This is a genomic window from Microbulbifer agarilyticus (genome assembly GCF_020171345.1).
GTDB lineage: Bacteria > Pseudomonadota > Gammaproteobacteria > Pseudomonadales > Cellvibrionaceae > Microbulbifer > Microbulbifer agarilyticus_D.
Map to the genome: position 1 here is coordinate 362,715 of NZ_JAIUZM010000003.1, position 26,244 is coordinate 388,958.

Genomic DNA, 26,244 nt, shown 5'->3' on the forward strand with positions numbered 1-26,244 from the left:
TTGAAGACTGTAATAACCTTCGGAACTTTTGATGTGTTCCATGTAGGCCATGTAAAACTGCTTAAAAGGGCTGCTGCACTCGGAGACACTCTTATTGTCGGTGTTTCAACGGATGAATTAAATTACAATAAAAAGGGTCGATATCCAGTTTACTCCGAGGCTGACCGCATGCAAATTGTTAACAGCATGCGTTTTGTTAATTTTTGTTTTCCGGAAGCATCCTTAGAAAAGAAATCTGAATATATAACTTACTATGGGGCTGACGTGCTTGTCATGGGAGATGATTGGGAGGGTAAGTTTGATATGTTTAGGGAGATATGTGAAGTGGTTTACTTACCCCGAACACCTAGTATCTCGACTACTAAATTAATTGAAGTGATATCCAACACTTAAAACATATTGCGGCCCTTATTTCTGAATTTTTTATTGAATTTTCAAGCAATGAATTTGGCTGTCTTTTCCTAAGAGTTATTGTCATACTCAGTAAAGCTTGATTGAGTGATGATTGAGGTAATAATTTCATTTTAGTTCCGGCTTTATACAGCTTGATTAGTCTGTCAACGCTGAATATTGAGAATGAAGTACGAAGTGATGGGATTCAATGTTTCAAAGTAGTTGTGGCTTGATCTTTTTGCTGGTAACTAAGTCCCGGTATTCGTCTGTGTCAAAAAATATGTCTTTTGGAGTGCCCAAATATAACTTATTTGGCTGTGCCAGCATAAAGGAAACTGGGGGGCAAAGGCGCTGCTCATGGGACTTCTGCACTAGCTGGAACTTTAAAAAGTGAGGCATTTCCATGGCTCAGAATGGGCGGTCGTTTAATTTGATAGTAAGACGCTTGCTTCAATCAGTGCTGTAATTCTAGCAAGTGAGATTGATCTAAAAGTGATTGCTGAGTTAAGTGGTGTAAAGATGTAGTCCCTTTGTCGTGTTGAAACAGAGCAGGTGTCGCGTTTGGTTAACTTCTATTACGGGTGGCTAGGTGGTGAGTCAATAGCTGTGCAGTTGCATACTGTATGAGTCAGCAGCGTCATGTGAATAGTAACGCTTTGTTGGTAACCTCGGTAAGCGAAAATATAGGGATCTTCCGGGTTCGGGGGTTCGGGGGTTCGGGGGGTTGGAGGGGGCGTAGTTACAATTTGAATTGGGCATGTAGTAATATGCGCCAATTGCTCTGAAGGCGTGGAACTGTGTCGGGCATCGAGCTCTGTCTGGTGTGTTTATTGGTCAATTTGTTTGCTGTTTGAGTGCCTTTGTTTCGGAGCTATTCGGCAAGATGGTCTTGTATAATCTTAACTTTGGCGTGCGTTCTGTATTTCACATGGACGTAGGTCTACGGATTCACAAAAATTGGGGGGGGGAATTATGAGGAATCGAAAAGGAATTATTCTAGCTGGGGGGTCGGGAACACGTTTGTACCCTCTTACGAAAGGGGTCAGCAAGCAATTGATGCCGGTTTATGATAAGCCAATGATCTATTACCCTCTGACCACACTGATGCTGGCCGGTATTCGCGACATCTTGGTTATCACGACTCCCCAAGAACAATCGCTGTTTCAAAACTTGTTGGGTGATGGCGCTCAGTGGGGTATTAATCTGAGTTATGCTGTGCAGCCTTCCCCGGATGGTTTGGCTCAAGCCTTCATCATCGGTCGCGAGCATGTGGGTAATAACCCTAGTGCGCTGGTGCTAGGTGATAACATTTTCTATGCTGAGCGTTTCAGTGAAGTGCTACGAAGTGCAGATGCCCGTCAAGATGGTGCTACGGTATTTGGATACCATGTGGCGGACCCGCGCGCATACGGCGTAGCCGAGTTTGACCCCGCTGGCAAGGTGATCAGCATTGAGGAAAAGCCTGATCTACCCAAGTCCAATTACGCAGTCACCGGCCTATATTTTTACGATAGCCAGGTGTGTGAACTGGCGAAAGAGGTCACTCCCAGCCATCGTGGCGAATTAGAAATCACTGATCTTAATCGAATTTACCTGGAGCAGGGCCTCTTAAATGTTGAGTTGATGGGGCGGGGCTCCGCTTGGCTCGATACCGGCACACATGACAACTTGCTGGAAGCCGCGCACTTCGTGCAAACCATTGAGCGTCGCCAGGGCTTGAAGGTGGCCTGTCCGGAAGAGGTAGCCTTTCGTAAAGGCTTTATTAGTGCCGAACAGCTGGAAATTCAAGCCCGGCCCCTGATGAAGAGTGGGTATGGAGATTACTTGGTTCAGGTATTGGCAGAGTGCAATGGCGACCACACCTTTGCTAGGTAGAAAATGTGGCTGTCATTTAGGATTGGCAGCCATCTAGTACGTGACTAGACCGGCGGAGTGAGTGTCGCTGTATCGTCCCTTACGAGCCTAAAAATTATGTAGCGCAAAGTGCTTGTTGTTTTGGTGCACTTTCTCGAATTTTGCTGTCCAGATATATGTAGTTGCAAATACCTAAAGCCTGATTTCGAGTGGAGAGATCGGGTTTGGCCTAGTCTGGACTTTGCTTGGCTTGAATCGTTAGTCCGGCTAATCGAGGGCGATTAGCTGTTGGTGACCCAGAATTCGTTGTCGACCTGCTATGCAGCACATTTGGTCAGTGACAGGCATGCCTTTGGCGGCTATCGCAGCTGCCCACAATGTATCGGCATGGTTGGGGCAGCGTCGCTTGAATATGCTGGAGCAGCGACCGTACTTGTAGTCTGATGGAAGTGTACCTTAAAGCTGAGTCAGTCTATGGATCAGAAAAGTATTTAGTTGAAAAAATTGGGGGTAAAAGTGAAAACAATATTTGTGACTGGAGGGGCGGGGTTTATTGGCAGTGCTGTAGTTCGCCATATCATCGGTGATACTAATAATGTTGTTGTTAATATCGACAAGCTGACTTACGCGGGTAATCTTGAGTCGCTCAATGATGTAGCCAATAACAAAAACTACTTTTTTGAACAGGTCGATATTTGTGACAAAAAGACGCTGTCCGACTTGTTCGAGAGATACAAGCCGGCCGCGGTAATGCACTTGGCGGCGGAGTCGCATGTTGATCGTTCAATTGATGGGCCGTCTGAATTTATCAGAACCAATATAACAGGAACGTTTTCTCTTCTCGAGGCTGCCAGAAAATACTGGATGACGCTTGATGACGCTGAACGGTCGGAGTTCCGGTTCCATCACGTTTCTACTGACGAGGTGTATGGCGACCTTGAAGGAACGGAAGATTTATTTACCGAGCAGACTCCTTATGCGCCGAGCTCTCCCTATTCGGCAAGTAAGGCGGCTTCTGATCACCTAGTTCGTGCGTGGGGGAGAACATACGGGCTCCCAGTTGTTGTTACCAATTGCTCTAATAATTATGGCCCTTTTCATTTTCCGGAGAAGCTAATTCCGCACGTTATTCTAAATGCATTGGCGGGTAAGCCATTACCTGTGTATGGGGATGGCTCGCAAGTGCGGGACTGGTTGTTTGTGGAGGATCATGCGCGAGCACTTTATTTGGTCGCTACTGAAGGGGTGAATGGGGAAACGTACAATATTGGCGGTCACAATGAAAAGAAAAATCTTGATGTAGTAAAAAAAGTTTGTGAGTTGCTTGAGGAGTTGGCGCCAGAAAAGCCAGCTGGGATCCATAGATTCGAGGACTTGATTACATTTGTGAAGGATCGTCCTGGTCATGACGTTCGTTACGCCATTGACGCTTCAAAGATTGAGCGTGAGCTCGGTTGGAGCCCAGAGGAAACGTTTGATTCCGGAATGCGAAAAACGGTCAAGTGGTATTTGGATAATCGGGGTTGGTGGGAAAATGTGCTCACTGGAAAATACTGCCTTGAGAGGGTTGGTGAAGCGGATGGTTATGAGGTTGATAGTGGGGTGGAAGCATCCTGAGAGTGCTCGGGCCTGTTACCTGATTTTGCTCACCTGCATTTACTTTGGGCGCGAGATGGGGGATGTGGCGCGGGTCGTGCTTCAATAGTGCAGTGAGGGCGGGTAGTAATGGGGGGGCTATTTTTAGAAATGGTGCCATGGTGGCTGGTGAGGGTGGCTGATATATGCTTTACGTGTTGCGAGATTTATTAGATTCATGATTACAAAAAATAGGCCGGTGTGTGTGCTTGGGGCGGGCGGCTTTTTGGGGTCTGCAATATGTGAGGCTCTCTCTCGTAATGGGGTGCCGTGGGTCGGTGTGTCCACCAGTAAGCAGGGCGGAAACCTGGTTCAGCTTGCGGATGGAGATGCCCAAGCGCTCGCTAGAGTGCTTTCTAGCTCAGATATCGTCATCAATGCATCTGGCCGGCTGAAACCTCTTGATTTTGAGTCTAACCCTGCCGGTGCGTTGAGCGATTATTGGGATGCTCAGCAGTATTTTTCCGAAGCGTATAAAGCATCGGGAATAAAGTACATCGTACATATATCTTCAGCTGGGACTGTGTATGGTGAGTCTATATCGGGCATTCCTCATTCTGAGGAGGACTGTTTGAACCCGATATCGTGGTATGGGCGAGCGAAAGTCCTCGAAGAAATGTGGTATGAAAATTTGTGTAGAAGAAAAGGGGTCAAATATCTTTGTGTGCGGGTGTCAAACCCGTTTGGTAATACAAGGATGACGAACCATGGTTTCATTGATGTTTTTTTGCATCGAATTCTCAATAAAGAATCGGTGTCGGTCTACAAAGATGTTGATCCGGCTAGGGATTTTATTCACGCAGGGGATATGGCTGAAACTATCTATAATCTCATTGCTCAAAATAACGATGGGTGTTACAACGTCGGGTCAGGTGTCTCGATAAGGTTGTCTGAAGTCGTAGAGTTTGCTTGCTCTAAAGTTGTGGAAAGTATCCCGGTTTTGAAAGAGCTGGAGCACAAAGGTTTTGATGTTGTTAATAGTAGTATCGATATTTCAAAGGTTAAAGAGATTGGTGCGCTGTCTAGTAATATTTCTGTCTTTGACTATATCGAGGATTTTTTAGAGAGATATAAGGTGCCGTGCCGGAAATGAGTGTTCTCAATAATCTTAATTTTCCTCGATTCCGCCGTGACAGGGCATGTGTGGATTATGTTTGGTTTTCTGAAAACTTTTCAGTTATTGCGGGTTGGATTAGTTTTCCAGGTGTGGCTCATATAGGTGATATCCACCTGGAGTTTTCTGATGGGGATGTGAACTACCAGAGTCAGTCAATTACCTTTCCTCGGGCTGATGTTGAGCGTGTATTCAGAGGGCGGTTTCCGTCAGTGTCGGGTTTTGTGGCATGTGTTTCCGGGATTTCGGAGATTTCTGATGCTGGTCGAAATATTATTATTCGCAGCGGTGAACATGCAGTTCGTGTCACTCTTGAATCAAAAAAAGTAATCCATCGCATTGAAACAATTCATGAGATGCTTGAGTTGCAGTCGGATTTGTTGGTATCCATGATGGGGAAGTTTGCGCAGCTAGAAGGCGCGCCGAAACCGCCGAGTGAGCCTATTGATTTCACCCCTGAAGGTGGGGCTGACTCTAAGCGCGATCTTGTGGGTTTGTCCGATAACCAAGTAGCGGAGTATGAGGCTCTGTCAGAATTGAATATTGATCTGAGCACCCTGCGAGTGTCTGGTTTAGACTCGCCTGGCTCTGATCTGTTAAAAGAGATTGTTAGAAATTGGCGTGATTGCCGGATAGAGTTTTCGGGATTTGACTCTGAATTTTACCTTGAATGCTATCCAGATATTCGGGCTGCGGGTATCAATCCTTTGTTGCATTATGTGCTACATGGTGCGCAAGAGGGTCGAATCGGAAGCTTGCCTGATGACTTTTCGTCATTTTCTAATGCTGGGCAGGTCCCCTATGATCCGCGTAAGCCAAATATAGCGATTGCTACGCATGAGTCCTCCGCAACAGGCGCGCCACTTGTTTCTCTTAATTTGGCACAGGTATTCAGTAGAAATTTCAATATTTTTAGTATTGTGATTCGAGAAGCGGAAATTCATGGAAGTTTTGTAGAGAGCTGCTCCAAAATGATGAGTAGCTTGGATCTGCTACCTGAAGAAGCGGTCCGGCAGATGTTGGGGCGGTTCTTTAATGGTTTTAAAATTGATTCTTTGATATGTAATTCCGTTGAGACATTTTCGGTATTGAAGGCTGCTAGTGAGTTAGGTGTTCCGACTGTTTCTCTAATCCATGAGTTTTCTGAGTATACGAAGCCTGCGGGGAAAATTGGACGTAGTATTGCTTTCGCAGATTCAGTTGTTTTTCCTTCTCGTCTGCTTTATCAATCGGCGAAAAGAGATTTGGCATTGCTGAATGGGTTTGATCAGGAGCCGAATAATGTCGTAATCCAGCCGCAGGGTGTGCTCCCTGTGCTGCCGGAAGGGCATGGTGATGCTCTTTCCGTAAATGAGTTAAAGTTGAAACTCCAATGTACTGATAAGACTCGTGTCGTTGTTGGGGCTGGTTTTGTTCAAAGTAGGAAAGGGGTAGACCTATTTGTGCATACGGCTGCCATGTTAGATGAAGTTTACGGCGGGGACTATCGGTTTGTTTGGGTTGGGGATGGTTATAAGCCAGAAGCTGACCTGCAGGTTTCAGTTTGGATTAAAAAGCAGATTGAAGTAAATGGGTTAAGTGACAAAGTCGTTTTTCTTGGACACCAAAGAAATTTGGATAATGTGCTTGAGCTGGCGGATGCATTTTTCTTGAGTTCTAGGCTTGATCCTTTCCCTAATGTCGTTCTGGATGCCTTGCAAGCAGACTTGCCAATTGTTTGTTTTGAAAATGCAACGGGATGTGCGGAATTTCTAGTTGAGCATCACGCAGATAGTTACGTGGTGAGGTATTTGGACGTTAAGAGGGCGGCTGAGGCGATTGTTGATATTTTTATTCGTCCTGATGCAAGCCGGAAGACTGGGAGAAACCGAAAATTGGCGGCCGACAGCTTGTCTTTTGACGGGTACTGTAATCGGCTGCTTGAGCTAGTCGCTAATGCCAAGCGAAGTGTCTCAGAGGCCAAGGAGGTGACCCAAGCAATTGCTGAAAGGGGACTGTTTGACGCGTCATTTTTCAAGGCGCCCGAGCGAGTGGTCGACCCGCTGTATTACTATGTAAAAACTTCTCAGAATGGCCTGAAACTGGGTAACCCTTGCCCTGGTTTTAATACTCTTGAATGGTTGTCGCAGAAGCATGCTAGTGTTTCTGGGGTTCCTTTGTATGACCATTCGGTTCATTCCAACAATGTCGGTACTCACAGCGTGGTCCTAATTTCGGGTGTCGGAGGTGTGCCTGAGGTTAAGAAAATCGCTGTGCATCTGCATCTTTTTTACCCAGATTTGGCCGCGCAGTTCAGCGAGTACTTCAGTTGTCTGCCTGACGGTTATCATCTTTATGTTACATACACAGATAAAATAGAGGAGAACTTTATTCAGCGTACCTTTTCTAATTGTGGTGCGGGGCTTGTAGTTCTTAGGTTGGTCGAGAATGTGGGCAGAGATGTGACCCCATTTTTTTCAGAGCTTTCTGATGAATTGTATCTTGGCGGATATGATGTGGTAGGGCATTTCCATTCAAAAAAGTCCCTGTCGACTAGCGATAAAGTGGGTGATCGTTGGCGCAATTATTTACTTCGGAATTTGATCGGCTCGAAGGAAGCTGCTACGGAAATCCTCTCCTGCTTTAATCAGTCGGGTGTTGGTTTGGTGTTTGCTGAAGATATGCATGCAGTCGATATTGGCCGCAATGACGAATATGCTCGGGAGCTTTGTGAGGCAGCTGGAATTGAACCGCCGGAAAACGTATTTATCTTTCCATTGGGTACCATGTTTTGGGCGAGGCCGGAAGCTCTAAAACCATTGTGGGAGCTTCGTTGGGAAGATTTTACGCCTGACGAGCCGCTGCCATACGATGGTAGTCATCTCCATGCAGTAGAAAGGTTGTTGCCGCATGTGGCGCGTTCCCAGAACTTCAAATACACCACTGTTTATGCTCGAGGTACAGATTGGTAATGGAAAACTCCGCGAGGAGATTTTGGAGCGGATTTCACCGCTATGACGGTGCTCTGAGATTGAAGCGGCATCTTAGGTATTCAGTCGTCGGTGTATGTTTTTCAGGGCGTCTCGCAGGCTGTCAGCTGGGTGATTTTTTGTAACTCTCTTTCTATGAAAAACTAAATTAATTTTTACAGGCGATACATGAAGGAACTCATTATACATGCCGGATCTCCTAAAACTGGGAGTAGCTATTTGCAAAAAGTTTTTAGGAGTGACTCGAAAAATCTGAACAAAGCAGGGGTGATTTATCCGGGTGTTGACCTGCAAAATAGAAAATTCATTCCAGAGTCAAATGTAGATATAAATGGCCAGTTGTTTTGCCACGTATTTCGCAGGCTTAATAATGGAGATCTTTATTCTGTAAGAGGGGAAATTATTGAGTTATTCAAAAGCCTAATTTCACTAGATTCACATAAAGTTTTTGTTTCCGATGAGTCTCTCGGAGTGATGAACCCATTAATATGGGATATGTTTTCCGAAATTAGTTCGTCATTAGGTGTTAAGCTTGTAGTCTTTTCATACTATAGGCAGCCGGATACTTATTACCCTTCTCATTGGTCGCAAGTTGTAAGGCGGCATGGGGAGGCGAGAAGCCTTATAGATTTTTCTAAAGAAATGAACCTTCCAACTTGGCGAAACATGCTGCATACAAAAAAAGCAGTGGGCGAATGCTTTCTTTTTTCGTACGAGTCCGAAAAGTGCAGCGTAAATGGTTTAGAAGAAAGTGCGTATAAAGTAATTGGCGCACCACTTCCGTTGCGTGGTGAAAGCCCAAAGCAAGAAATCGTAAACCCAGCATTATCCCTTCAGGCGCTTACTGCCATAAGGATGATAAACGAGGTCTATGGAGCTGAGCTCGGTTTGCACCTAAATGAGCTTTTAACAAGCAAAGTTGCAAATGATCGCGGATTAAGGGCTGCCTTACCTGGCGAAGTGAAGAATATGTTACTTAAGAGGCATGCCTTAGAGATTGCAGCATGTGATGAAATCTACCAAAATCAATGTACTATTTTCTGAAGGGCTTCTTGTGCCCACACTGAATAAGCGTGCCATTTGTTAGCCTGCTCACAAAACTTCGTGGTGAACATGACCGCTTTTGCGTTGAAGCTCTGAGGTGGTAAAAATTGGTGTCGCCTAGGCTGGAGAGGCTGGTGCCCCAGAATAACCTGAGAGGGTAGGTTGAGATACTCGGATACGTAGATGACGCTGAGTTGCCCGCTTTATATCAAAATGCCCGAGCATTACTTATGCCGTCACTGTATGAAGGCTTTGGCCTCCCGATCGTGGAAGCATTTAGTCAGGGGACGCCAGTGTTAACTTCTAATCGTGGTGCAATGGAGGAAGTTGCTGGCAATGCGGGGGTGCTGGTAGACCCGGAAAGCATTGAAGACATGGCTGACGCTCTCATGCGGCTCACCGAAGATCTTGAACTGGTGGAGCGGCTTCAGCTCCGAGCGTTTGCTTGGGCTAAGCAGTTTAGCTGGGATAATGCGGCCGAACAAACAAGCTCACTGATGAAGTCTCTTCTACCTAACGTTTCACCTATAAGTTAAGCGGTACCTCCGGTAAAGAGGTCTGGCAGCTCTTTCGTTTTTACATCTACATGGTCCTCTTGCCGTATAAGTCGCTCCACAAGGATTTGTAGCTGTGGCCGATTAATGGGCTTCGGCGGTGCTTTGTAGGTTGTGTCATTCAATATCTCAACAATCTGAGATAATTCCGAAATGCCGAGTTGCTTTGTCGCGGCCTCGAGGCCGAGAGCTCCCAAATTCGGCCAGCGACTGTGAAGCCATTCTCGCAGTCCAGCCTGAATTTCTTGAGGACTTGCGTCTTTTGCAAGGCTCTTCAGCTTTTCCGCGCCTACGGGGTTGATCGGTTTCTTTCTCTTGCGGGTGGTTACTGAAGTGAGGCGGTTTTTCCTCAGATAGAAAAAATACAAAATCCATAGGAAGTGCAATGCAATCGCAACAATGGCCAGCTTTTGCCAGAAACCCGGTTTCACTGTTGAAGTTGTGGGTGTCGGAGATATGGACTGATCAAATTTTCCGCCTTCTGTAGGAGTTGCAATTGATGCACCGGAAACAATGAATCTGAATGCCGGTAGCTGCGTCGCACGCTGCCTACCGGTTTTCGTATCCCACCACGTAATCGTCACTGCCGGTAGCTGGTAACTGCCTGGTTTGGTCGCTACGATGGCTGTTGTTTCGATGCGGCTCCCATCGACACCGCTGGGCCCAGGCTGGTCTTCTTGTTGGGGCTGATCCGGATAGGTCTTAAGTCCATCAATGTTCAATTCTGGTAGAGGAGGCAGTTGTGCAGCACGCAGCCCTTCCGCGCGCAGTGTGATGATGCGAGTAATCGGCTCTCCAACCTTGAATTGTTCTGGATCCTTAGACCAACTCTGTACCAGTCCCAAGCTCGCTGCAGGAAGCCAATGGCTGCCACTGTAGCTATCGGGTTTCGGCTCAACCGGTATAGTTTTCGCTTCAGAGCGTAGGCGTATGCGCTGTGCATTGCGGTTAAAGAGAGAGAAGGGGTCTCTTCTGCCTGTCACTGCGACGTAGTTCAGTGACGGTATTTGCAGCTCGCCGGAGCTCTCCGGGAATACGGCGTAGGTGAGTTCGTATACGGCATGGCCGACGCCATCGATTCTGCGTTCAAATCGCCGTTCGTCAACCTTTTCAACGTGGGCGCCGGGGATCTGTAACGGGTCGGTGGCGATATCGTGGAGGCCTACGGTGGTGTATAGGCGGACCTTCACCAGTAGTTGTTCCTGAACAAAGATTTTTTCTTTATCCGTTTCCACTTCCAGGAAAGCTTTGCGATTTTGGCCGGCCGGGGCTTGTCCTGCCTGATTTACGGTAATGGGGATGGCATCGGACACCTCGCCGTGCAGGTGCAAGGATGGGACAAACAGCTTGCCTTCTTTGAGCGGGGCGAGGATTACGGTCCATTCGACGAAGCTTTCCGCGCGGCCATTGATTACCCGGTATTGGTTGGATTGCTGGCGCGAGAGGACTTCGAAGTCCTGTTCCAGTAGGTTGAAGTCTGGCTGGCCACCGCTTTGTTTGCCGCTGTAGCGCAGGGTGAGGGTGAAGGTTTCATTGATGGCGAGCTCGTTGCGGTCAACAGAGGCTGTTAGATCCTGAGCACTAGCCACGCAGGCTATGGTGAGCAGAAGTAGGGCAGTCAGGCCCTGCGCTAGCCGCACCTTTAAGCTTTTGATCACAGACATATCGCCGATCATCTTGCTAGATATCGCCTTAAAAAAGGTTACCATCTCTGGGTGGCTCCGTTTTCCGGGGGCTCCCACTCACCGGCGCGATAGGCGCGGCGGCGCTGTAGGCTTTCGTATTTGAATTTTTCGCGCATTAGGCCAGCGGGATCGTCGGGTATCTGGCGCAGCCATTGGTCCAGTGCCTGCTGGGTTTCAGGATCAAGCGGGCTGTCGCTTTCTTGAGGTTGTGCGTTGGCCTGTTGTTCCTGCTCGCTTTCGTTACCTTGCTGGTCTTGTTGCTGGTTCTCTGCCTGCTGTTCCTGCTCTGACGAATCTTGCTCTTCTTGCTCGCTATCCTGTTGCTGATCCTGTTCGCCGGCCTGCTGCTGATCCTGGTACTGCTGATCCTGCGAGGATTGGTCTGAGTCGCTTTGCTGCTGGTCCTGTTCGGACTGAGATTGCTGCTGGTTCTGTTGTTGATCTTGCTGCTGATTTTGCTGCTGTTGCTGATCGCCTTGTTGCGATTGCTGGTTTTGTTGCTGCTTTTCCTGCAATTCTTTCAGTTTTTTCGCGATATCCCGATTGTGGTTCGCGTCGGCAAACTCCGGGTTCTGTTCCAGTGCGCGGTCAAATGCTGAAATGGCCTCGTCAAAGCGACCTTGCTGGGTGAGGCTATTGCCAAGGTTGTAGAGGGCTTGCGGATCATTACTTTGCGAAAAGCTCTTGGCAGCAGCATCGAATTCACGGGCGCGGTATTCGGCAGTGCCGCGCCATTGTGGATTTTCAAATTTCTCTGCTGCGGCTTTCGGATCTCCTTCCTTGAGTAGCTCTTGCCCCTGTTGGTTGGGCGTCTGCCACAGGCCGCTGGTCTGTGCGCTGGCTTCTGGACTGTTAACTGCCAGTACAAATGGAAGGCCCAGCGGCAAGAGGCTGGCTAGCGTCCCTTTGCGGAATAAGAGCAGGGCAAAGGGCAGTAGCAGTAATACCAGCCATGGGCCTTCTTCATTCCACTGGTCGAACTCTCGCTCGGTAAGTTCAGCCTGCTGGGGTGTCTCGTTTTCTGGCAGCACGCGCGCGATATCACGATCGTCGACGGTAATCTGCGCAAATTCACCGCCGGTGCTCTGCGCCAGTCGCTGGAGTTCGGAACGGTCGAAATTGGCAATAATGATTGAGCCGCTGTCATCGGTCACAAATCCACTGCCGGTGGATTTTGGGATAGGGCTGCCTTCGCCACTGCCGACGGCGAGGATTGACAGCGAGGCATTGCTGCTGGTTACCGCGTTTTTCACCGTAGAAATGGCGGCTTTATCAATGCCGTCGGTCACTGCGAGGAGTCGACCCTGGCCTCCGGCGCCATCCTTCAGCAGTCTCAATCCCAGCTCCACGGCCATTTCAATATTGCTGCCTGGCACTGGCATGATCCTGGGTGACAGGGACGGTACCAGATTGGCAATGGTCGCAGTGTCGTCGGTGAGCGGCGTCACTATATGTGCCTCGCCGGCGTAGGCGACCAGCGCGGTTAACCCATCTTTACGCTGGTTGAGAATGTCGAGAATCTTGAGGCGCGCGCGCGTCAGGCGGTTTGGCGAGAGGTCGGTGGCCATCATGGACGGGGATAGGTCCAACAGAATGACGACAGCATCCTGATTGCTGAATACCGGAGTAGGCAGTTTGCGCCAGGAAGGACCGGCGAGTGCGATAATCGCACAGGTCAGTAACGTGAATATCAGGGTGAACAGCCAGGGCCGCTTTTCGCCACCGCGTAAAAGCAGGTGGGGAAGCAGGTTGGGGTCGATAATCTTCTGCAGTTTGCCACTGGCGAAAACTGTACGGGCTAACCCCCAGCAAATCAGTGCCGCGGGAATAATCAGCCACAGCAGATTTGCGCGGATAAAATGAAATTGATCGATGTCTGCGAGGAAGCTACCGAGCATATTCACTGCGTATGCCTCCCAAGATCGTGAACGTTGCTGCCCGCTCCCTGGCCATTGCGACTGCGCGCCTGTAGCTCCGCGAGCCAGTTGCCAATAAATGGCAGGCCGGACCAGATAAGCGCGAGGAGAAGGGCGAGGCTCAGTGGCCACACGTAAAGAGATTTCAGCGGGCGATAGGTTTCCGCTTCCTGTTCCACTGGCTCGAGTCGATCCAGTTCTTCATAGATTTGCACGAGCTCCTGCGGATTATGTGCGCGGAAGTATTGGCCTCCGGTTTTGTCGGCGATCGCCTGCAAGGTTTCACTATCGAGGTCCCGCGATGGATTTACCCTGCGGGCACCAAAGCGTGAGCCGAGAAGACCGGGTTGCACCATTTCTTCCGCGCCGACACCAATGGTGTATACCTTGACACCTGCCTGTTTCGCGAGTTCTGCCGCTTTTAGTGGGGCAACTTTGCCCGCGGTGTTTGCGCCATCGGTTAAAAGGATCAATACCCGCTGATCTGCGGGTCGCTGGGTGAGGCGTTTTACGGAGAGGCCGATGGCATCGCCAATTGCAGTGCCCTGACCAGCAAAACCAATTTGGGCCTCGTTCAGCAGGGTGTCTACGGTTTGACGGTCAAAGGTGAGGGGCGCCTGCAGGTAGGCGCGGGTCCCGAAGAGCACCAGTCCCAGGCGATCTCCTTTCCTTCGCAATACGAAGTCACCCACCACGTTTTTTACCGCGCTGATACGCATTGCGGGGTTACCGTTAAGGATCATGTCCGGGGTTTCCATGCTTCCGGAAATGTCCACGGCGATTAGCAGGTCGCGCGCGCTGGTAGTTTGGGTGATGGGTTCGCCAAACCACTGGGGCCGGGCTGCTGCTGCGAGCAGCAGTAACCACAGCAACCAAAGCATCAATAAGTTCCAGCGGTTGCCCGCGGAGCCGCCGCTCTTTCGTGGTAGCTGTTCGTAGTAGGGTACCTTCAGTGCGCTACTGAGCGGTTCGCTTTTGGGTAGTAGCTTGCGCGCAAGCAGCGGTAGCGGTAGCAGCAGGAAAACCCAGGGGAGTGCAAACTCAAACATTGTTCGCTCCCGCTGTGCCTTGTTGAATTGGCGCTATCCCAGGGGTCGACTCTGCACGCTGATGTTTCCTGACCCACTGAATTGCGTAGCCGCGTAATTCTTCCAGGTCGTCATTAGATGCGTCTTTCGCGCTATACAGGCTTTCCAGTAATGCGCGACGCGCGGTTTCTGGCATTGGTGTCGCTGCGGTGGATTCGAGGAATTCGATCCAGTGTTCGCCGGTGAGCGGCCCGGACAAGGCGCGACCAAAGGTAACGACTGCCACCCGTTTCAGCAGTAAGTTAATCGACTCGACGGCGCGCGGCTGATCGAGATCCAGTTCCTTCAATAGGCGCTCGCCATCTACGCGATACTGTTTTTCCTGACGTTTACGACGGAGGTAGGAAAACAGCCAAATGGCGCCAAATAGCAGGGCGATGAGGGCGCCAGCAAGCATCCACCAGCCCGGTGCCAGCGGCCACCATCCGATAGGAGTTGGCTCGTGAATATCTTTCAGTTGGCCGAGCAGTTGTTGCATCTCCGGTGTCATGACCGGTGGCTGGTTTGGCGGTTGATCGATAGCCGGGGGCGGCGGCGTCGCTTGTTTTGCACTGGCGCTCAAGAATGTCATGCGTGCCTCCTGCCCGGCGCGGGCTGGCGGTCGCCATAGGTACTGAGTAACTTCGGCACCACCGGCTGGGTGTTGTCGAAATCCAACAGCGGCAGGTGTAGCCGGCGGCAAAGCTGCGCAGCGTTTTCACGAATCTGCTGTTGATGGCGCGCAAACTGCTGTTTTAAAGCCTGCTTGCCTTTTCCGAGAAAGGTGCGCTGGCGACCGTCGCTGATGGTCACGGCCTGATCAGGAAGTTGTTGTTCCAGAGGATCACTGACGCGCAGTATCTGGAGGTCTGCGTGGCGCGTAAGCAGGTAGAGGGACTGCTCACAGCTCGCATCGAGGTCGTGACAATCGCTGATCAAGAACACGGCACTACCGGGGCGCGCGATCCGGCGGGCTTCTTCCAATAAGGTGCTGAGGGGCTGGCTGCCATTCGTGGCGATGGGGCTGTCGAGGCTGGTGGCGGAATCCACCATTCCGTGAATGGCGGCGAGCACCGCGTGGTGACTGCGGCGCGGGCGCACGGTATTGACGCCCTGATCGGAAAATATCAGGGCGCCGATGCGGTCGCCATGCTGCAGTCCGGCCCAGCACAGGGCGGAGGCAATACTGCAGGCGGCTACGGATTTAAAGGCGTTCTGGCTGCCAAAAAACATGGGTGAGCGCAGATCCAACAGAATCACTACCGGGCGCTCGCGCTCTTCCTGAAAGAGCTTGGTGTGCGTCTCGCCAGTGCGTGCAGTTACCCGCCAATCAATGGAGCGAACGTCGTCGCCCGGCTGGTAGTAGCGCACCTCTTCAAAGTTCATGCCCCGCCCGCGATAGCGGGTAAGCAGATTGCCGGACTGATCGCTGCGGTTAACCCGGGGCTTGAACAGGTGTAACTGGCGGGCGATATGGCGCAGGCGTACCAATGGCGCGACTTCCGGGTAGGCCCCGGAAAGTTCCAGTTCGCGGTGGTTGAGTGATTCGACCACGATCTAAACCTAGATTGCCGGAACCAGTTGTAACAGGCGATGGATCACGCGGTCGGCGCTCGCCCCGGCGGCCTCGGCTTCAAAGCTGAGCAGCAAGCGGTGGCGCAATACATCCGGCGCGATAGCCATAACATCATCTGGGGTCACATAGTCCCGCCCGGCGAGCCATGCGTAAGCGCGTGCGCAGCGGTCGAGCGCGATGGTGGCACGTGGGCTGGCGCCGAAATCGAGCCAGCTGGCCAATTCATCGTCATAGCGATGAGGCTCGCGGGTGGCGATGATCAGCTGCACGATATAAGTTTCCACGGCTTCGACCATGGTCAGGTCGAGGATTTCCTGGCGGGCCTTAAACAGGGTTTCCTGGGAGATTACCGTTTGCGGGTGGCCTTCACCGTGGCTGGCTTCTTCACGCGCCAGTTTCAGAATTTTGGTTTCGGCTTCCGCATCGGGGTAGCTCAGGTTTACCTGCATCAGGAAGCGGTCGAGCTGTGCCTCCGGCAGGGGGTAGGTACCTTCCTGCTCGATTGGGTTCTGCGTAGCCATGACCAGGAACAGGTCGGGCAGGGCATAGGTTTTACGGCCGACACTGATCTGGCGTTCTGCCATCGCTTCCAGTAGCGCGGACTGTACTTTGGCTGGCGCGCGGTTGATTTCGTCCGCGAGAATCAGGTTGTGGAACACGGGACCGGGCTGGAAATGGAATTCGCCGGTTTCCGGTCGGTAGATGTCGGTGCCGGTAATATCGGATGGCAAAAGGTCCGGCGTAAACTGGACCCGATGGAAGTCGCCTTCGATACCATCGGCCAGCGTTTTGATCGCTTTTGTCTTGGCGAGGCCCGGCGCACCTTCGACCAAAAGGTGACCATCGGCCAGTAATCCTATGAGAATTCGATTGACCAAAGTCTCTTGGCCAATAATCTGCTGCTCCAGCCAATCACCCAGAATTTTTATCTGCTGGCGTGTGTCCATATCGTCACTTCTTTTGCCAATTTCCTGTTTCAATACGCTGCCGCAGAGCGGTGGCTATCTATGCTTTTTGAGGTGCCCTCTTATATATAGCCACTCGCTCGAGAAATGCGGGTAGGACGATTTTAACGGCAGTGCGCTCAGAGGCAACTGTCGCAGGGCTTACCCCGGTTCTCAGGCTGCAAAGTAGACAATTATTCTGTCGGATTGTTCAACTTACTCCGCTGCAAACTCGATTGTGGCGCAATCGGATGAAAATTCGGCAGTGGGGACAAGGCGGGCTCCACGTGCAGTGTGGGTTCGCCTGCGATGGCGAATTATACGGGCGCAATACGCATGCGCCGTGATGGGAGGACGTACGTGAATATGGCGACGGTCATCACCGATAGCCGGGAAGAGCTGCTGGAGCAAGTCAGCGAGATCATTCGCGAGAAACTTGGGGACAAGGCGGGGCCAGTAATCCGTTTTGCGGAGCAATATCTGAACCAGTATCCCCTGGAAGATCTTGCGGGTCGACGCCTGGTCGATATCTACGGGTGCATTTATACCTGCTGGGACTTTATTCAGCAGCGCGATGGCGACGGTCCGAAGGTGCGGGTATTTAATCCACGCCTGGAAGACCACGGCTGGGAGTGTTCGCACACTGTGGTGTGTGTGTTGCAGCGGGACATGCCGTTTCTGGTGGATTCGGTGCGTATGGAAATTAACCAGCGCGACACCGTCATCCACTCCATCAAGAGTACCGTCATGCAGCTGCAACGGGACGACAGTGGTCGTCTGCAGCAGCTGTTACCTGTGGCGCCACTACTGGAAGAGGAGCGCCAGTTCGACCCGACGATCATCAATGAAGCACTGATCTATATCGAGATTAACCTCGATACCAGTGCTTCCCGCGCCTCGAAGCTGACACGCGCTCTGAATGATGTACTGGGCGATGTGGAGTCGGTGGTGGACGACTATGTGCCCATGCTCGACACCTGTTCTGCGATGCAGGATCAACTGCAGGCCGGGGTGGCGGATAACGAGAATAATCTGGCAGAGGCCAGTGCATTTCTGCAATGGATGCGCGACGGTAATTTCACCTTCCTTGGCTATCGCGAATACGAGTTCTCCCAGCAGGGGGATAAGAAAGTACTGCAGGAAGTCGAGAACCGTCGCCTGGGTATTTTTAAGAAACTCGAAGAGAGCGCTGAACCGACACCGGAGTATGCCTTTAACGAGGGCAAGCAGCGTTTTTACCAGGGGCCCAATTTTCTCACTTTTGCCAAGTCCTCGGTAAAGTCGCGGGTACACCGCGCGGCCTACTCGGACTATGTCAGTATCAAACGCTACGGCGATAATGGTGAGGTTATTGGCGAATCCGCATTTATGGGTTTGTATACCTCGCCGGTATACACAGAGAGTCCATCTAAGATTCCCATTGTGCGCCGCAAATTGGCTTCCGTAATGGAGCAGAGCGGTCACGCGCCGACCAGTCATGATGGCAAGGCGCTGCAGCGTATTCTCGATACTTTCCCGAGGGATGAGCTGTTCCAGAGTAATACCAAGGAGTTGTTCGACACCACCCATGGGGTGCTGGCGATGAACGAGCGCGCGCGCTTGCGTCTGTTTATGCGCAAAGACCCCTTTGGAAAATTTGTCAGTGCGCTGGTGTACGTCCCGCGCGACCAGTTCAGCAGTGAGGTGCGGGAGAAGATCAGTGATCGCATCGCGCGTACGGTTCACGCACTGGATTCCGACTTCACAACTTTTTTCTCCGAATCGATTCTCGCCCGGGTACATCTGGTATTCCGCGTCGACCCGAATTTACCCCTGGATATTGATGTAGCCCGACTGGAGGCGCAGATCGTGGATATTACCCGCAGCTGGGAAGATGTATTTCATAGATCCCTGATTGAGACCCACGGGGAAGAAGAAGGCAGCCGCCTGATCGGCACCTATGGCCAGTCTTTCCCCGCGGGCTATCGCGAGGACTTTGAGCCGCGGATCGCGGTACAGGATGTGACCTCGATCCAGGAGCTGAGCGACAACAACCGGGTCGCAATGAGCTTCTATCAGCCCGTTGGCGCGGAGCCGGGCAGCCTGCGCTTCAAGGTGTTCAATGTGGGCTCAGGTTTGACCCTGTCCGATGTGATTCCTGTGCTGGAGAATCTCGGTCTGCGGGTGATGGGGGAGTTCCCGTACACCATCCGCCCGCGCGGCAAGCAGGATGTGTGGATGCACGAATTCCACCTGGAATTCGGCCTGCCCACCCGTATTGACGCACAGGCTTCGCGCTCGCTGTTCCAGGACGCATTTGCGGCGATCTGGGATGGCGTTGCCGAGAGCGATGCGTTCAATCGGCTGGTACTTGCGGCGCGGCTCAACTGGCGTGAGGTCAGCATGTTGCGTGCCTATGCACGGTACATGAAGCAGACCAAGTTCAGCGCGAGCCAGTCCTATATTGCGGCCACCCTGGCGAATCATGTGGAAATTACCCGCAATCTGGTGGCACTGTTCCGGGCGATGTTTGATCCGCGTATCAATTCTCCGGAGCGCCAGGACCAGACCCGTGTGGAGCGCCTGATCAAGAAAATCCACGATGGTCTCGACAGCGTGGATAACCTGAATGAAGACCAGGTGATTCGCCGGTATCTGGACTTGATCCGCGCGACTCTGCGTACCAACTTTTTCCAGTTGGACGCCAACGATCAGCCGAAAGATTACATCTCTATCAAGTTTAGCCCACGAGACATTCCGAATATTCCGGAGCCGCGCCCGCTGTTCGAGATCTTCGTCTATTCCCCGCAAGTGGAAGGGGTCCATCTACGGGGCGGCAAGGTTGCCCGCGGAGGCTTGCGCTGGTCCGATCGCCGGGAAGATTTCCGCACGGAAGTGCTGGGCCTGGTAAAGGCACAGAACGTAAAGAATGCGGTTATTGTGCCCAGCGGGGCCAAGGGTGGCTTTGTGGTACGCCGGCCCCCGGCGGACAACAGCCGGGAAGCCCTAATCGAATCGGGCATTAAGTGTTACAAGACCTTTATTCGCGCATTGCTGGATGTTACCGACAACCTGAAAAATGGCGAGGTCATTCCGCCGGACCGGGTGATACGCCGGGATGAGGATGACCCCTATCTGGTTGTTGCCGCGGACAAGGGGACCGCGACTTTCTCGGATATCGCCAACGGCATTGCTGCGGAATACGATTTTTGGCTTGGGGATGCCTTTGCCTCCGGCGGCAGCAACGGCTATGACCATAAAAAAATGGGGATTACCGCGCGTGGAGCCTGGGTCTCGGTACAACGACATTTCCGCGAAATGGGCGTCAATGTACAGACCGAGAATTTCTCCGTGATCGGCATTGGCGATATGGCCGGCGATGTGTTCGGCAACGGTATGCTGCTGTCCGAGCATATCTGTTTGAAGGGCGCCTTCAATCACCTGCATATTTTTGTCGACCCGAATCCTGACGCCTCGAGCAGTTACCACGAGCGCAAGCGTCTGTTCGAGTTGCCTCGTTCAAGCTGGAGCGACTACAACCTGAGCCTGATCTCCAAGGGCGGTGGGATTTTCGAGCGCCGTGCCAAGTCGGTAAAAATCACCCCGGAGATGCAGCAGGCGTTTGCCATTGATGCCGATCAGCTTACGCCAAACGAGCTGATCAGTGCGATGCTCAAGGCGCCGGTGGATCTCATCTGGAATGGCGGTATCGGCACCTATGTGAAGGGTGAGCAAGAAAGCCACGAGCAGGTCGGTGACAAATCTAACGACAATCTGCGGGTCGATGGCAATGAGTTGCGCTGTAAAGTGTTTGGGGAGGGCGGCAACCTGGGTATGACGCAGCGCGGGCGCATCGAGTTCTCCCTGAACGGCGGCCGCTGTAATACCGACTTTATCGACAATGCCGGCGGTGTGGACTGCTCGGATCACGAGGTCAACATCAAGATCCTGCTGGACAAGGTGGTGGCGAATGGTGATCTGACTGAAAAGCAGCGTAACCACATGCTGGAGGAGATGACCGACTCTGTCACCGAGCTGGTTCTGGACAACAATTACGACCAGACCAGTGCGATCAGTGTTGCGGCCTATCAGATCGCGGATCGCTTTGACGAATTCCGTCGTACGATCAACACCCTCGAAGCCGAGGGCCGTCTGCGCCGCCAGTTGGAATTCATCCCGGATAACGAAACGCTGAATGAGCGCCAGAGTAAGGGGCAGTACCTCACGCACCCGGAACTGTCCGTGTTGATCTCCTATGTGAAGGTCAAACTGAAGGAGGAGCTGCTGGACGTTCATATTATCGATAACGATTATGTGCAGGAGGCAGTGGAGTCGGCATTCCCGCCCGCACTGGTGTCCCGTTATCAGGCGCTGGTGTACGACCATCCGCTGCGTCGGGAAATCGTCTCTACCCAGGTGGCCAATGAAATGGTCAACAGCATGGGGATTACCTTTTTCGACCGGATCAGCGGGGCCACCGGTGCCGGCCTCGATACCATCGTCGCGTCTTATGTGAGTGCCCGGGATGTGTATCGTATGTCGGATTTCCAGAATGGCGTGGCCGAGCTTGATTATCAGGTGCCGGCGGATTTGCAGTTGCAGTTGATGAACGCGATGGTAGGGCGAGTGCGCAGGGCCGCACGCTGGTTTGTGCGCAATCGGCATGGCGCGCTGGATCCGGCGAACGAAATTGCGCTGTTCCAGGATCCCGTTCAGCGTGTGATTCGTGCCTTGCCCGAGGTGCTGAGTGGAGAGCCGCTGCGCGAGTGGCACGCACGTTACGATCGGTTGACGGAGGCCAGTGTGCCGAAGGATCTCGCGATGCTGGCGGCGTCGCCAACCTACCTGTTTTCTGCGCTGGGTATTTCCCAGACCGCGCGCATCACCGATCGGCCGGTGGAAGAGGTGGCCAAAGCCTACTTCGCGCTGGCGGACCGACTGGGCCTGTACTGGTTCGGCAACCAGATCATCGATCTGCCGTCGGACAGCTTCTGGCACTCTCAGGCGCGGGAAACCAGTATGGATGACCTGGACAACCAGCTGGCAAGACTGGTCACCCATATCCTGCGCTTGGCTGGGGATGATGGCCTCGATGTGGACAGTGCGGTGGAAAATTGGGCGGGCACGATGGCCCAGGCGATTCAGCGCTGGGAAAGCCTGACCAAGGAGCTGAAGTCTGCCCCTCAAGGTGATTTCGCCATGTTTACGGTCGCCTTGCGCGAGCTGATGTATCTGGCGAATGCGACGGCAGACCAGGAGTCCCTCGTCTCTGCGTAAGTTTCTCGATTCGTCGGGAATCTCGTACAATACACAACCCCCATCTGGGTCTCTCGGATGGGGGTTGTCATATTTGCTTGACCCATTGGACTCAAGACTTCTTGCGGGCCTCATCGCGGCGGTATGAGTACTGATTTGGTCAGAACCTCAAGGAAACCCATGTACCAGCATTTGCGCAAAGCCCTGTTTGCGCTCGACCCCGAGCGCTCCCACCACTTGTCGATGGACGCCATTGGCGCCGCCGAGCGGCTTGGCTTGATGTCGTTGTTTAGCAAATCGGTACCGGATGATCCGGTAGAACTGATGGGCTTAACTCTGCCAAACCCGGTGGGTCTTGCGGCAGGGCTGGACAAGAATGCCCAGGCGTTTAACGGCTTGGGCGCCCTGGGATTTGGCTTTGTTGAGGTGGGTACCGTGACTCCACGTCCGCAGCCGGGCAATCCTCAGCCGCGTGTGTTCCGCTTGCCGGAAGCCGAGGCCATCATCAATCGCATGGGTTTCAATAATGAGGGTGTCGATTATCTGCTTGAGCGGGTAAAGCGCCGTCGCTATTCCGGCGTACTCGGAATCAACGTGGGTAAAAACCTAGATACCCCGGTAGAGCAGGCGGCCGACGATTACTGTATCTGCATGGAAAAGGTATACGCCCATGCGGATTACATCACGGCAAATGTTTCCTCACCGAACACCAAAGGTCTGCGTGATCTACAGTTCGGAGATAGCCTCAGCCAGTTGCTCAATGCGCTGAAAGAAAAGCAGGCTCAACTCGCCGCAGAGCAGGACCGTTATGTACCACTGGCGGTAAAGATTGCACCGGATATGGATGACGATGCCATCGCCCAGGTCGCGAAGACATTGCAGGAGCATGAGATCGACGGTGTTATTGCCACTAACACCACCATCGACAAATCTTCCGTGGAAAACCTTGAGCACGGTACGGAGCAGGGTGGATTGAGTGGACGACCACTGCGCGAGCGCTCCACCGAGGTCATTCGCAAATTACACAGCGCGTTGAATGGAAGTATTCCGATTATCGGCGTTGGTGGTATTTTTGATGGTGAGTCAGCCGCAGAAAAGATTCGTGCGGGTGCCACTGCGGTACAGATTTATTCCGGCTTTATTTACCGCGGCCCGGAAGTCATTCACGAAGCCGCAGCAGCAATTGCAGACATACACAAAGCACGCGTGATCGAACACCGTTAATTGGTTTCCGGTGCTGGGAGCGGAGCTCTCTTTGCTACCGATTAGCTTGTGCACATTGTGTAAAGTGGCAGTGTGTTAGGTGATTTAGTGAGTGCAATGTCCCGGTCTTGCATAAGCGAGTCCGGGACTGTTGCGAGAGGGGCTCCGAAAACGTTGAGAATCTCGAAGCGAGTCGCGACCTATATGGCCGCATCGCTGCGGAATTAAATTTGGCCGGGTGTGTGAAGGGCGGGTGACTCAAGCCGCCGGCTTACATACTCTCCATACGTTGGGCCTGGGCCGCCGGCCCGAAGCCACTCCAAATATCCTCTCGCCCTTGGCGCCAACCGTTTACCCATTCTTGGTGAAGGGATCCGCTTTGGTAGGGGCAGCTATCGTGGTCTCTGCCCTGTACGGCGGCAACGTAACCTTTGTGAAGTGCTCTATCGTTGGGATTACGTTTTTGGCGTTTCATAGGCGTAATACCTCATTCTGATTGTGACTTAAGCGGCACAAAACCGGTTGTGTGACCGGTATCACCACTTCTCCCCTTATGCTCTAACCAGCTTATTGTGGATGGGGCCCGGCGAGAAGGGGTGCCGCATCGGAATATTTGGCCAAATTGCATCAGGGCAGGGAAGGATTGATTCTTTCTGAAAAGAGCGGTGTATAGGTTCAAATTATCTAATGCGAGAAAGCTTCTCAGGGCTATTTGCCCCTCTTGAAGAATAGAATTCTCGATTGCGGTATGCTTGCGCCCTCTAAAGATCCCCTGGCCAAAATGGCCATAACCTATTTGCCAAATTGCCCCGGTTGGCTGCTTGAAGAGAGTGGCGCGTGGCGGGGGGCAAAGGCACCTTGAGGTCGAATCCTTGACTGAGAAGTTTGAATTTACAGCCACCTGCCCAAAAGGCCTGGAAAATGTGCTCGCGAATGAATTGCGTCAGATTGGCGCGAACGTTCTGCGGGAGCAGCCAGCGGCGGTGCGCTTTGATGGCGATCTCGCCATGGCTTACCGGGTTAACCTGTGGAGTCGTATCGCAAACCGGGTTTTGCTGAATCTTGGGCAAGCGCGCATTGAAGATGCGGAAGCTTTGTATCGTGCCGTGGCAGAGCAGCCCTGGGAAGAACACATTAGCCCCAACGGCGTACTTTGGGTGCAGTTTTCTGGTACCAATCGGGAAATACGTAACAGCCAGTTTGGTGCCCAGAAAGCAAAAGATGCCATCGTTGATCGCCTGCGCAAAGCGACCGGTGCACGCCCGGATGTCGACAAACGCGATCCAGACCTTTCGGTGATGTTGCGCTTGCATCGCGATGTCCTCGAGATCGCGATTGATCTCAGTGGCGATAGCCTGCACCGCCGCGGTTACCGTACCCACATCGGCGCGGCACCACTGAAAGAAAATCTCGCGGCGGCGTTGCTGATGCGCGCGGGCTGGCCACAAATTGCCGCCGAGGGCGGTGCCTTGCTGGACCCCATGTGCGGTTCAGGCACTTTTCTCGTGGAGGCGGCATTGATGGCGGCAGATGTGGCCCCAGGGCTGTTGCGCGAGGAGTTCGGTTTCGAGCGCTGGTTGAATCACCAAAGCGATATCTGGCTGTCATTGCGGGAAGAAGCGCTGCAGCGCCGCACCGAAGGCATGGCAAAGCCACTGCCGGAAATCCGCGGCTACGATGCAGACGCAAAGGTGCTGTTTGCGGCCGAATCCAATATCGCGCGGGCCGGACTGGACAAGCAGGTGCGCGTCAGCTGTCGGCCGGTAGCGGCCTTCAAGGTGCCAAGCCATCGCCCGGTAACCGCGGGGCTGGTAATTACCAATCCGCCCTACGGTGAACGGCTGGGAGAGCAGGAGGCGCTGCGCGAAACCTATGCGGAACTGGGTGGCCAGCTGAAGAAAGAGTTTGCCGGTTGGAAGGCGGCTATTTTTACCGGCAATCCTGAACTTTGTCATTCCACCGGCCTGCGCTCGCACAAGCAATACAAACTGTTTAACGGCAGTATCCCCAGCCAGCTGCTGTTGTTTGATATTCACGCGCAATCCGGCGAGCGCAGCCAGGAAGGCGGAGCGCGTTTGTCTGAAGAAGCGCAGATGGTGGCGAATCGCCTACAAAAAAATCTACGGACCACCGGCAAGTGGGCGCAACGCAGTGGTGTGAGTTGCTATCGCTTGTACGATGCGGACCTGCCCGAGTATTCCGCCGCCATCGATATTTACCAGTCGTTGGAAGGTGAGCGCTTCGCGCATATTCAGGAATACCGCGCGCCCGCGAGTATTCCTGAGCAAAAAGCACGGGGTCGCCTAATGGATCTGGTGCGGGCAACGCGTCAGGTTCTGGATCTGTCACCACGTAATGTCTCCATTAAAGAGCGCCGCCGCCATAGCCACAAAGACAGCGGCAGCCAATACCAGAAGCGTGGTGAAGATTCTCGCACCTTCCTCGTGGACGAATACGGGGCAAAGCTGGAAATTAATCTGTGGGATTATCTCGATACCGGCCTGTTTCTGGATCACCGCCCGGTGCGCCAGCACCTGCGTAAACTGGCCAAGGGCAAACGTTTACTCAACCTGTTCTGCTATACGGCCACCGCAACCGTGCAGGCAGCAATTGGTGGTTGCTCCGACAGTACCAGTGTTGATCTGTCGAAGACCTATCAGGCGTGGGGGCAGAGAAACTTCCGTGAAAATGGCATGGACCCATACCGCCACCAGCTGATTGAAGCCGACTGCCTGCAATGGCTGCACGCTGCACAGGCCAATCGCAAAGGGCATTACGACGTTATCTTTCTGGATCCGCCGACCTTTTCAAACTCTGCAAAAATGCAGGGCGTGCTGGATATCCAGCGGGACCACGGGGAATTGATTCGTCAGTGCATGTCGCTGCTGAGTAAAGACGGGGTGCTACTGTTTTCCAATAACTTGCGCAGCTTCAAAATGGACGAGGCGGTGCGGTCAGAGTTCGCGGTGGAAAATCTTTCAGCCAAGCTGCTCGACAAGGATTTCCAGCGCAACCCGAAAATTCATAATGTGTGGGAAGTGCGCGCGCGGTAATG

The 26,244-nt window shown here is 52.5% G+C and carries 17 protein-coding genes; 10 read left to right on the forward strand and 7 right to left on the reverse strand.

The window, feature by feature from the left end; translation table 11 throughout:
- The 7 genes from LCM31_RS12010 to LCM31_RS12040 all read left to right on the forward strand — a co-directional run bounded on the left by LCM31_RS12010 (window position 1) and on the right by LCM31_RS12040 (window position 9,545).
- Window positions 1-393, forward strand: a complete 393-nt coding sequence (locus LCM31_RS12010) for an adenylyltransferase/cytidyltransferase family protein (RefSeq protein WP_224870402.1) — start codon at window positions 1-3, stop codon at window positions 391-393.
- 972 nt (window positions 394-1,365) lie between these two features.
- Window positions 1,366-2,268: a glucose-1-phosphate thymidylyltransferase RfbA gene (rfbA, locus tag LCM31_RS12015; protein ID WP_224870404.1), complete on the forward strand. Its 903-nt coding sequence runs from the start codon at window positions 1,366-1,368 to the stop codon at window positions 2,266-2,268.
- A gap of 474 nt (window positions 2,269-2,742) precedes the next feature.
- A complete protein-coding gene (gene rfbB, locus LCM31_RS12020) occupies window positions 2,743-3,864 on the forward strand; it encodes a dTDP-glucose 4,6-dehydratase (RefSeq protein ID WP_318247448.1) in 1,122 nt (373 codons plus the stop codon).
- 196 nt (window positions 3,865-4,060) lie between these two features.
- Window positions 4,061-4,975, forward strand: coding sequence for an NAD-dependent epimerase/dehydratase family protein (locus LCM31_RS12025; protein ID WP_224870406.1), 915 nt, complete (start codon window positions 4,061-4,063; stop codon window positions 4,973-4,975).
- Window positions 4,972-7,947, forward strand: a complete 2,976-nt coding sequence (locus tag LCM31_RS12030; RefSeq protein WP_224870408.1) for a rhamnan synthesis F family protein — start codon at window positions 4,972-4,974, stop codon at window positions 7,945-7,947. Before LCM31_RS12025 ends, LCM31_RS12030 begins: the two co-directional genes overlap by 4 nt.
- Window positions 7,948-8,133: 186 nt before the next feature.
- Entirely contained in the window at window positions 8,134-9,009 is an 876-nt protein-coding gene (locus LCM31_RS12035) for a hypothetical protein (protein ID WP_224870410.1), read from the forward strand.
- 167 nt (window positions 9,010-9,176) lie between these two features.
- Entirely contained in the window at window positions 9,177-9,545 is a 369-nt protein-coding gene (locus tag LCM31_RS12040) for a glycosyltransferase family 4 protein (RefSeq protein WP_224870672.1), read from the forward strand.
- Here the strand turns inward: LCM31_RS12040 and LCM31_RS12045 are convergent.
- Genes LCM31_RS12045 through LCM31_RS12070 form a run of 6 tightly spaced genes read right to left on the reverse strand, consistent with a single transcriptional unit; the run spans window position 9,542 to window position 16,754 of the window.
- On the reverse strand, window positions 9,542-11,227 hold the full coding sequence (locus tag LCM31_RS12045; protein ID WP_224870412.1) for a BatD family protein: 1,686 nt from the start codon (window positions 11,225-11,227) through the stop codon (window positions 9,542-9,544). The genes LCM31_RS12040 and LCM31_RS12045 overlap by 4 nt on opposite strands.
- A 38-nt stretch (window positions 11,228-11,265) precedes the next feature.
- The gene (locus LCM31_RS12050) at window positions 11,266-13,146 is read right to left on the reverse strand and encodes a VWA domain-containing protein (RefSeq protein WP_224870674.1); all 1,881 of its coding nucleotides are present in this window, start codon (window positions 13,144-13,146) and stop codon (window positions 11,266-11,268) included.
- 2 nt (window positions 13,147-13,148) lie between these two features.
- On the reverse strand, window positions 13,149-14,213 hold the full coding sequence (locus LCM31_RS12055) for a vWA domain-containing protein (protein WP_224870414.1): 1,065 nt from the start codon (window positions 14,211-14,213) through the stop codon (window positions 13,149-13,151).
- Entirely contained in the window at window positions 14,206-14,823 is a 618-nt protein-coding gene (locus LCM31_RS12060; RefSeq protein ID WP_224870416.1) for a DUF4381 domain-containing protein, read from the reverse strand. Before LCM31_RS12060 ends, LCM31_RS12055 begins: the two co-directional genes overlap by 8 nt.
- Window positions 14,820-15,785: a DUF58 domain-containing protein gene (locus LCM31_RS12065; protein WP_224870418.1), complete on the reverse strand. Its 966-nt coding sequence runs from the start codon at window positions 15,783-15,785 to the stop codon at window positions 14,820-14,822. The genes LCM31_RS12060 and LCM31_RS12065 overlap by 4 nt, the downstream gene beginning before the upstream one ends.
- A gap of 9 nt (window positions 15,786-15,794) precedes the next feature.
- Window positions 15,795-16,754: an AAA family ATPase gene (locus LCM31_RS12070; protein ID WP_222227966.1), complete on the reverse strand. Its 960-nt coding sequence runs from the start codon at window positions 16,752-16,754 to the stop codon at window positions 15,795-15,797.
- A gap of 363 nt (window positions 16,755-17,117) precedes the next feature.
- On the opposite strand from LCM31_RS12070, the gene LCM31_RS12075 reads away from it, so the two are divergent.
- Complete coding sequence (locus LCM31_RS12075) at window positions 17,118-22,007, forward strand: NAD-glutamate dehydrogenase (RefSeq protein ID WP_224870677.1); 4,890 nt, start codon at window positions 17,118-17,120, stop codon at window positions 22,005-22,007.
- Between the two features lie 159 nt (window positions 22,008-22,166).
- Window positions 22,167-23,210, forward strand: coding sequence for a quinone-dependent dihydroorotate dehydrogenase (locus tag LCM31_RS12080; protein WP_224870420.1), 1,044 nt, complete (start codon window positions 22,167-22,169; stop codon window positions 23,208-23,210).
- 250 nt (window positions 23,211-23,460) lie between these two features.
- On the opposite strand, the gene rmf is transcribed toward LCM31_RS12080, so the two are convergent.
- A complete protein-coding gene (gene rmf, locus LCM31_RS12085; RefSeq protein ID WP_224870422.1) occupies window positions 23,461-23,664 on the reverse strand; it encodes a ribosome modulation factor in 204 nt (67 codons plus the stop codon).
- Window positions 23,665-24,061: 397 nt separating this feature from the next.
- Between rmf and rlmKL the strand changes: the two genes are divergently transcribed.
- Complete coding sequence (gene rlmKL, locus LCM31_RS12090) at window positions 24,062-26,242, forward strand: bifunctional 23S rRNA (guanine(2069)-N(7))-methyltransferase RlmK/23S rRNA (guanine(2445)-N(2))-methyltransferase RlmL (RefSeq protein ID WP_224870424.1); 2,181 nt, start codon at window positions 24,062-24,064, stop codon at window positions 26,240-26,242.
- The last annotated feature ends 2 nt before the right edge of the window (window positions 26,243-26,244 follow it).